Raw genomic sequence first — 9016 nt, 5'->3', positions numbered from 1 at the left:
GCCCCATGTGACAAGGCGTGCCATGCACGCCGCAGGACGCGGGAGCGCAGCGACGGCGGGCCCGAAGGGCCGAGCACCGACAGGTGCGAGCAAAGTAGGTCATACCAGCGCAAAGCGCTGGCCGCGGCTAACTCCAAAGCGCGGCTCGCTCAGGTAAGGACGGGCGCCCCGTCTCGGGGTGCCCCGGGTCATCGTTGCAGCGCAACGCGCTGCCTTTGGACTCCTCCAGCCCCATGTGACAAGGCGTGCCATGCACGCCGCAGGACGCGGGAGCGCAGCGACGGCGGGCCCGAAGGGCCGAGCACCGACAGGTGCGAGCATAGTAGGTCATACCAGCGCAAAGCACATCTCACTCCTCCCCAGTATTGTCCAACAATCCCCTGATTTCCCAATCTATGACACCGCGCACAGTGACATTTTGTAAACCGCGTTAAGCTTGGTTACGAACTGGCCAGAACCCAAAAGACGCCAGCCCCAGAGACGCTCATCGACGCTCAACAAATACAAAGCTGTGGCACGGAAGCGCAGCAAAGAGTGGGATGTCATCATGGCTAGAAAAATCTGCCTTACTCCAGCCTTGCTATTGGCGCTGTCTGTCAGCGTCTCTGCTGAACTGCGTCCGATTTCCGATGAGGTCATGTCCGACGTGACAGGCCAGGCGTTCATCGCCATCGACCGCCAGTATCACCCCGATGTGAGCAATCAGACCTCTTACACCCGAGTGAACCTCGGCATGGATATAGACATCCAGACCAACGTGGATGTCCTGGAGATGGGGCGATACGACCGCGAGGGCGAAAAGCCGGGTTCCTCTGATGTCTACATCGAGGACTTTGCTCTCGGCTACATCAATAACCAGGCCTATTTCCGCGACAATCCGGAAGCACCCCGTCAGCGCAAGACAGACGGCAGTGCCTACGCCGAGAACGAAATCGTGCCCTTCAACATCAAGGACCCTTTCTTCGAATTCGCCTATGACGAGGCCACGGATGAGGTGACCGGCTTCCGTCTCGGGTTCGGTGATGCCATGGGTATTCTCTCCGGCAAGATCGAGACCCTGACCGGCAACGTCAATATCGACATCATCGACCGTGGCGAAGGTCTCAGCAACGCCGACTCCAACGGCAACTTTTTTGATCAGCTCATTGTGTTGCTTACGCCCCTGCTGGAAAGCGGCAGCCCGCTCGAGACCAAAGCAGAACTGGTGTATGGCGCCGAGGGCGACCCCAACATTGGTGAGCGCGACCCCATCCGGGCCGAGTACATCGGTATTCCGAACGGTGAGCGCTTCGTGCTGGAAGGCGCCAGCGGCTTTACCCGCTGGTCAGTGAAGAACCTGATCGGCTGGGGATCGAGCTCCGAGATCGAAGTGCCGGATTGCTCGTTCTTCAACTGCCCCGGAGGTGACATCTACGTCTACGCCCAGGATTGCCTGGTGCTGGGGATCGACTCCTGCTTCGACCTGGATATCTACAACAGCTTCCCCATCGGGCAGCTGGAAGAGGTCAACGGAGAGCGCCGTATTGTCGGCCCGGAAAGCGGAGCCTTCATCTCGTTCCAGACCAAGGACCTGGATTGGCTCAAAGATGTTCGCAAAATCGATCCGGAGGCGTCCGATTTTATCCGGACTACCGCCGGCGCCTTCTTCAACATTCCCAATGGCGCTACCGAAGTGAATCTGAACGAAGCACTGAACGGGGTCCAGCGTTACCGGACCGAATACATCGACCGTGGCCGGGGGCTGTTCTAAGGATGGATAGGAAAGCGCTCAAGGCGGCACCCCTGGGCCGAGTCCCGCGAGCTTGCCTGCTGGCATTGCTAGTGGGGGCCGGCCAGGCCAGGGCCGAGCTCCAGAGCCTGTCGGAGACCGAGCTGTCAGAGGTGGATGGTGCCGGCATTGGCCTGGTGCTGGAGAACTTCAAGTTCGCCCACGGGACCGATGTGGAGAATGGCCGGATCTTCAAAATTGGCGGGCTGAAAAGCACCGATGGCCGGGACGTGGAGATCGTGGTCAACAAGCTCTACATTGCCGGCTCCGGCAGCAACTACGGCGAGACCCTGGGGCCGGTGAACCTGGGCCGCTTGGTGAACCCTTTTTCAATCGACGTGGTGGACGGTAACACCATCGGTGTGCCGGACAAGGCCGTGCTGGAGATTGCCGCCCCCCGCATGCTGGATCCCTCGGTAGGCTTTGACTGTATGAGCGCGACCGCGGTGGCCGGCTCGGGGACCTGCGCCAGCCGTCCCGCCAGTGTGGACTATGCCAACGGCGAGCGGCCTGACGTGGGGCTGCAAATGAATGTAGCTGTCGGCGACGACCGCTCAGCCAATATCAATATTCACGCCAGGAGCGCCGTTATCGACGGCAGCTACCTCCGGCTCTGGGGCGACAACAACCGGCGCCAGATGGTGGGTCAGTTCAAGCTCAATTTCTATACCCCGGAGCTGTCCATCAATGCCTGCGAACAGGATGGCTCCAATTGTGGCTCCCGCATCCTGATGCAGAACTTTGCCCTGGAACTGGCGCTGGGCAACCAGCTCCAGCCGATGTTCTTCGATGTGGACGGCACCGGCAACTTTGTAGTGGAAGTGGCAGCCATCCGGCGGCCCCAGACCGGGGAAATCGGCGAGGACGGTCTGCGCAGCAGTAGCAACGCCGAGCGCTGGGACTTCTACGAGGATTACTACACCAACCCGGATTACCGAAGCAATCTGTCGATCGGCAACCTTTCGGTGGGAGACCGGAACTTCGGCTCGGCCCGGGTGGAGGGCATGCTGATCCAGCATCTCAAGATACAGACAAGGGATCTGGCACCATGATGGTTTCTGCGCGCCTTCTCGCCCTGACAGCACTGATAGCCACGACCCCGGTCACCGCGGAGCTGTCTCGTCTGAACGACGGGGACCTGGCAGCGGTTTCCGGCCAGGGTGGTATCTACCTGTCCGGGGATATCAGCATCAACGAACTGGGCGGGCCGATCCAGAACAGTTACTTTGGCAGCTGCAGCGATACCACCAAGAAGTGCGGTGCCCGGCTGGCCTATCGGGTCAAGGAAACCGGCGGCTGGATGGTATTGGACGACATTCGCGGCAAGTTCTCGTTCGAGGGTCTGACCCTGCGGGTGCGCAAGGTGGAGGACGGTTTCGGCGGTGACGGCGCCCTGTTCAACCAGGATGTGCTGGAAGTGGGGCTGCCGAACATCGTCCGCTATGACTCGGTGCAATTCAAGATCGCCGCCAGCAGCACTGCCAGGCCCACCGACCCGGGCTTCCAGCAAACCGACATCCTCTCTGTGGAGATGCAGGGAGACGTGATGCTGGAAGGCAACCTGCTGGTATTCCCGACGGGGAATCCATGATGCCAAGGAGGCCTGTCATGACCCAAGACCTCGCCCGGCTTCGGTATTGGCTGACGGCCGGTGCCGCCCTGGTGCTGGCAGCGCCCGTGGTCGCCGATATGCAGAGCCTGGACGAATCCGCCATGGCGGATATCAGCGGGCAAAGCGGGATCACCATGGAGCTCGACCTGAAGGTGGATGCCCACCGGATTTCCTACTTCGACGACGGCCAGGGTATCCACCTGGAAGATTTCCGGGTGGGCTCGGCGTCCGATCCGGCGGCCCCTGCTTACCACCGGGTGAAAATGGATATTGCCGCCGACGCCAGCCTTAACCTGGACTACCTGGTGGAAGACCGCCGGGTCGAATTCGGTGATATCCGGCTCGCCGGCGCTCCCGGCCTGAGTATGGGCGGTGTGTTCTTCGATCATACCCTGACCGGAACCCTGCGCCTGAGCCCCGGTGGCGCCCTCGGTGGCGACGGCTATACCTTCGACTCCGCCTACACCATGACCGGCGGCCGGCTCGGTTACCGCACCAACGGCAATGAAGTGTTTCTGGACGACATTACGATGGATGTGGCCGCGCTGGGCATGACCCTGGATCTGAGCGGCGACGCCCTGCTACTGAGCGCGCCCTCGGTGATCGGCTCCTACAATGTGGGCGCCATTCGCTACAGTGACAATCCGCTCAATCATGGCCGCTCCACCGATGCCGCCACCGGCCTCGCCCTGGCGAGTTACGGCAGCCTCAGTGGTGATTTCGACCTGTCCTCCGACACCGAGATCCGGGCCGGCGGCCGGGAAGGTGTGGAGGGTCTGCGGATCGACTCCAGCACCACCATCAACAGCGCCAACTTTCTCTACAGTGACGATGGCAATGCCCTGGCGTTCCGGGATATCACCGGCTCGTATCAGATCAACGACCTCCGACTGGACGTAACCCAGGACTGGCAGGGGCGGGATGCCCTGGGGCTCACGCTCGGCAGTCTCGCCGGGGATATTGATATTGGCCGCATCGAAATGGGTGGTAACGGCAAAAGCCTGGGCGCGCTTAACGTCAGTTTCCTGTTCCAGGACCGTATGTTTAACGGGCGGAACTACACCAACGCGGTTTACCTGCAGGGCGGCGGTAATGCCGACGCCGGCCCGCAGGGGTTGCGCATGGCCACCCAGTGGAGTCTGCAGCTGGCTGATTTCAGCTACACCGAAGACGGCAACCGGGTTATTTTCAGCGGCCTGCAGTCCTGGGGCCAGGGCGATGTCACGGTCGATGTTACCCGGGCCGGTGTCCAGGGGGGCACCGAGTTCTTCGATGGCTTGCGGCTTGGCTTTGAAGGGCTGGAGGCAGGCTACCGGCTCAATGGCCTGCGGGTGGGGGAAGAGGATGCCCCGCTGCAGGGCGGTACCGAATTGCTGCTGGCCCTGGGGATCTACCCGGCCTATGAGTTCGAGGTGGATGGCCACGTGACGTTGGGGGCGGGCGGTGCCACCGGCGAGGGCCTGACCATCAACTCGGACATCCAGATCACCAAGGGTCGTGCGGCCCTGATCGCCGCGCCCTACGATGAGGGCGCTGGCGAGGTGGCCCAGAAAGGGCTTTGGGCCAGTGACCTGAACTATGACATTCACGTTCGGGACATGACCGTCGATGTGACAGATGAGGGCTTTGCCATTATCAAGGGTGAAGCCTGGAGCACCATGGACATCGGCAACCTGCGGATCGGTGACAAGGAAACCGGCGGCAGTTTCGGCCGCTTTGTGGTGCAGAACTACGAGACCGGCAGTTCCATGACCATATCACCCGGAGGCGCCGGTGATGTCTGTGTCGGCGGCTCCGGGGCGGATTCGGCCAGCTGTTCCGCTTCCGGAGGCATCTGGGAGGCCCGAGGCGATGAGGGCATCACCATCCGTCTCAAGCAGATCTTTGCCAAGGCCATCAGTGAGACCCGGCGCAATGCCTTTATCTGGGAAACCAACCGGGCCCTGGGTCCGGATGGCCAGCCGGTGAACGGAACCGGTACCCAGCTGGTGCTGAACGATATACACACCAGCGACGGCGGCGATTTTGACGGCGACGGCATCGACGACAATACCTTCGGCATCCGCACCGATATCTCGGTGGACGTCTACCAGACCAAGGTGGTGAAAAAGCAGGACGGTGCCGATGCCGCCGGGGTGGTGGGCAGCCGCGGCGATGAAAAGATCATGGATGCCTCTGCCGCCGCCGGCTACCGGTATGTGACCGCTCCCACGGCCGGCGACCTGGAGAACCGCCCGCTGGGATTTGCGGTGCAGGCCCGCTCCCAGTTCAAGGAGCTGTCCATCAACAACGTGGACCTGGTGCATCCAACCGGTGGCGCCCAGACCGCCATTTACGGGGTCAAGCTGCAAAACTTCGACATCAAGGCCAATCTCACCGCAACCCCCATCCCCTGAGCCCTGAGGCTCGCCTATGACGCCTGCGCCGGGCCTGGTCCCGGCGCCTTTGTCTTTTGTGGCCTGCTGGTGTTTAATCCGCCGGTATCGCCCGCAATCTTCTGGAACTTTCAGCCAGGCCCGCTGCCATGACAACACAGGCTTTGATTCAGCTTCTGGCCGACGGCCAGATCCATTCCGGTGCCTCTCTCGCTGCCCGCCTGGGGGTCAGTCGCACCGCCGTCTGGAAGCAGGTGCGCCGGGCCCAGGACAAGGGGTACGACATCGAGACCCTCAAGGGCCGCGGTTATCGGCTGCTTGACCGGGTGGACCTTCTGGACCCTGCCGGTATTTTCGCCGGCCTGCCACCCGACCTGGCTCGCCCGGTGGATATCCAGGTGTTTGAGACACTTGACTCCACCAACGCCGAGGTGGCCCGGCAGCGGGCAACTGCCGCCAGCGGCAATGAGGCCGCCACCCTGGTGTGCATCGCCGATACCCAGACCGCCGGCCGGGGCCGTCGCGGGCGGCCATGGCAGAGCCCGGCCGGGGAAAACCTCTATCTGAGCCTGGGCTTGACCCTGCGGGGCGGTTTTGCCGCCCTGGAGGGGCTCAGCCTGGTGATTGGCGTGGCGATCGCCGATGCTCTGGAGGCCCTTGGCGTGCCGGATGTCAGCCTGAAGTGGCCCAACGATCTGCAGGTCAGTGGAGAAAAGCTCGCCGGCATCCTGATCGAACTTCAGGGCGAGCTGGAAGGCGCTGCCCAGGTGGTCGCCGGTATCGGTCTGAACGTGCATATGCAGCAGGCACCGGGGGTGGACCAGGCCTGGACCAGTCTCGCCCGGGTCGGTGAGGGCCGGCGCTGGCGCCGCAATCAGTTGGCGGCCGCACTGGTGGCCTCGGTCCTGAATGCCGTGGACCGGTTCGAGCGGGAGGGTTTTGCGCCCTTCCGGGCGCGCTGGCAGCAGCGGGATGTGTTCATGGATCGTGACCTGGTGGCGGTACAGGGCGACCTCCGGGGTCTTGGTTGCGGCATTGACGAGGCCGGCCATTACCGGATCCGGACCGACCAGGGCCTGCAGACCGTTCGCGCCGGGGAGATAAGCATGCGTGTGGTGTCATGAGATTACTGATCGATGCCGGCAATACCCGGCTCAAATGGCAGCTGGTCAGGGGCGAGACCTGCCTGGCCCGGGGTGGTGGCGACCTGGCCGGTGCGGACCTGTTCCAGGGCGCCAGCCCTCATCTGGGCGCCCTGACCCGCGTCGCCGTGTCCACGGTGGCTTCCGAGACCGCCTGCGAGACCCTGGCAGCGCGGCTCAAGGCCCTGACCCCGGCGCCTGTGTCCTGGTACTGGACGGAGCCTGCCCGAGGCGGCCTGACCTGCGCCTATGAACAGCCCCACACCATGGGGGCGGATCGCTGGCACGGGCTGTACGCGGCCTGGCGGCGTTATGGCGAGGCGGTTGCGGTACTGGATGCCGGCAGTGCCCTGACGGTGGACCTGGTGGATGCCGGCGGCCAGCACCTGGGGGGCTACATCCTTCCGGGGCGGGGCATGATGTTGCGCAGTCTTCGTCAGGACGCGGCGCGGATCGGCTTTGCCGACAGCCATGCCGGTTCCCTGCTGCCGGGCCGCTCCACCACCGAGTGTGTCCACCATGGCCTGCACTGGTTGTGGCAGGGTCTGGTGTCCCGCGTCGAGGCCGACTGTGAGCGTCTCGCTATCGGCCGGGTCTTGCTCACCGGCGGTGACGCCCCGGAACTGCAGGCCCTGGGTCTCAAGGCGGAGTTGCGACCGGACCTGGTGTTTGAGGGGCTGGCCGCCATCGATGCCGAGAGCCACCCGTGAGACTGCTCAAGACCCTGGCGCTGGCTTTTCTGGTGGCCAATATCGGCCTCTGGTTCGGCGCCGATCTGCTGCGGCCGCAGGGCTCGGCCGACGCGGGCAGCGGACGCCTGCCCCGGGTATCGGACCTTCAGGTGGCAGGGCCGGCGGAGCCGGTCAGCACCGACTCGTCGGCCTCCGGTCAGGCTTCTGGCCCACCTTTCAATCCTGTATTGGCGTCCCGGGACGAGGTCGCCGATGATGAGCCCGAACCGGGAGCGGACGTGTCGAGCGGGGCGCAAGCCGATCAGGTCCCTCCGCTCTGCCTGCAGGTTGGCTGGTTCGACACGCCGGAGCAGGCCCTGGCGGCGCGGGAAGACCAGGAACGGATACCGGCGACAGCCGAAGTCGTGGAAATCAGCCGGCCACTGCCGTCGTTCCATTGGGTGCTGCTGCCACCGGCCGAGAGCAGGGCGGCAGCCTACGAGCGCTTCCAGGAGGTTCGGGCCCGCGGTATCGACGCCTACCTGGTGACTGAGGGCCCGCAGGAAAACGCCATTTCCCTGGGCCTGTTCGAATCAAGGCGGGCGGCGGAGAACGTTTTGAGCCAAAGACAGTCACAGGGATTGGAAGCAATACTGGCAAGCTTCCCCCGAAATCAGATAAGATACGCGCTCTTTTTTGAGGCCACCGCCAAAGGCCCCGAAAACAGGGATTTGGCGGCGCTGGAACGCCTCGAAAGCGAATTTGAATCGGTGGTAAAGAGTCGCTGCGAAGGTGTTGCAACGCCTCAGAAAAATCCGTAGTATACCGCCCTCGCTGAAGAGGCGAATGTGGGCTGGCGTAGCTCAGTTGGTAGAGCAGCTGACTTGTAATCAGCAGGTCGGGGGTTCGATTCCGTCCGCCAGCTCCATTTTTAGGTTTTGAGGCAGGTTCTCGTGCAGTGAATCTGTTTTGGAGGGGTTCCCGAGTGGCCAAAGGGATCAGACTGTAAATCTGACGCGCAAGCTTCGCAGGTTCGAATCCTGCCCCCTCCACCACTTTATTGCTTTTGCGGGCATCGTATAGTGGCTATTACCTCAGCCTTCCAAGCTGATGACGCGGGTTCGATTCCCGCTGCCCGCTCCAGATTGCAGTACAGGTTTAATGCTCATGTAGCTCAGTCGGTAGAGCACATCCTTGGTAAGGATGAGGTCACCGGTTCAATTCCGGTCATGAGCTCCACTATTTGTCCGGTCAACGTTTCGGTCTTTGGTTGATTAGGGAGATTGGTCGAATGTCCAAAGAAAAATTTGAACGTAATAAACCGCACGTCAATGTCGGCACGATCGGCCACGTCGACCATGGCAAGTCGACGTTGACGGCGGCCATTGTGGAGGTCCAGAGCAAGAAGGGCTTGGCCAAGCCCATCTCCTACGCCGACATCACCAAGG

The 9016-nt window shown here is 62.5% G+C and carries 8 protein-coding genes and 4 tRNA genes; all 12 read left to right on the top strand.

The window, feature by feature from the left end:
• Window positions 1–547 precede the first annotated feature (547 nt).
• On the top strand, window positions 548–1750 hold the full coding sequence (locus R3280_RS14565; RefSeq protein ID WP_413468787.1) for a DUF6160 family protein: 1203 nt from the start codon (window positions 548–550) through the stop codon (window positions 1748–1750).
• A 2-nt stretch (window positions 1751–1752) separates the two neighbouring features.
• Window positions 1753–2820 carry a hypothetical protein gene (locus tag R3280_RS14560; RefSeq protein WP_318999337.1) on the top strand — a complete coding sequence of 356 codons (1068 nt, stop codon included), beginning with the start codon at window positions 1753–1755 and terminating at the stop codon, window positions 2818–2820.
• Window positions 2817–3359 (top strand): hypothetical protein, encoded by a 543-nt coding sequence (locus R3280_RS14555; protein WP_318999336.1) that lies wholly within the window; start codon window positions 2817–2819, stop codon window positions 3357–3359. The genes R3280_RS14560 and R3280_RS14555 overlap by 4 nt, the downstream gene beginning before the upstream one ends.
• A 17-nt stretch (window positions 3360–3376) precedes the next feature.
• Window positions 3377–5776, top strand: coding sequence for a DUF6160 family protein (locus R3280_RS14550; RefSeq protein ID WP_318999335.1), 2400 nt, complete (start codon window positions 3377–3379; stop codon window positions 5774–5776).
• Window positions 5777–5904: 128 nt separating this feature from the next.
• Window positions 5905–6879, top strand: coding sequence for a biotin--[acetyl-CoA-carboxylase] ligase (locus tag R3280_RS14545; RefSeq protein WP_318999334.1), 975 nt, complete (start codon window positions 5905–5907; stop codon window positions 6877–6879).
• Window positions 6876–7607: a type III pantothenate kinase gene (locus R3280_RS14540; protein WP_318999333.1), complete on the top strand. Its 732-nt coding sequence runs from the start codon at window positions 6876–6878 to the stop codon at window positions 7605–7607. The genes R3280_RS14545 and R3280_RS14540 overlap by 4 nt, the downstream gene beginning before the upstream one ends.
• Before the next feature lie 32 nt (window positions 7608–7639).
• Window positions 7640–8389: a hypothetical protein gene (locus R3280_RS14535; RefSeq protein ID WP_318999332.1), complete on the top strand. Its 750-nt coding sequence runs from the start codon at window positions 7640–7642 to the stop codon at window positions 8387–8389.
• Between the two features lie 31 nt (window positions 8390–8420).
• Window positions 8421–8496: transfer RNA gene (locus R3280_RS14530), tRNA-Thr, on the top strand.
• Window positions 8497–8539: 43 nt separating this feature from the next.
• Window positions 8540–8623, top strand: a tRNA-Tyr gene (locus R3280_RS14525).
• A 13-nt stretch (window positions 8624–8636) separates the two neighbouring features.
• Window positions 8637–8711: transfer RNA gene (locus R3280_RS14520), tRNA-Gly, on the top strand.
• Window positions 8712–8731: 20 nt separating this feature from the next.
• A tRNA-Thr gene (locus R3280_RS14515) sits at window positions 8732–8807 on the top strand.
• A gap of 52 nt (window positions 8808–8859) precedes the next feature.
• Window positions 8860–9016: GTP-binding protein (locus R3280_RS14510; RefSeq protein WP_318999339.1), on the top strand; the 157-nt coding region annotated here is incomplete at its 3' end.

Origin of the sequence: Marinobacter sp. (assembly GCF_033722195.1) — a bacterium.
Classification (GTDB): domain Bacteria; phylum Pseudomonadota; class Gammaproteobacteria; order Pseudomonadales; family Oleiphilaceae; genus Marinobacter.
This window is presented reverse-complemented; position numbering and strand designations above follow the sequence as displayed.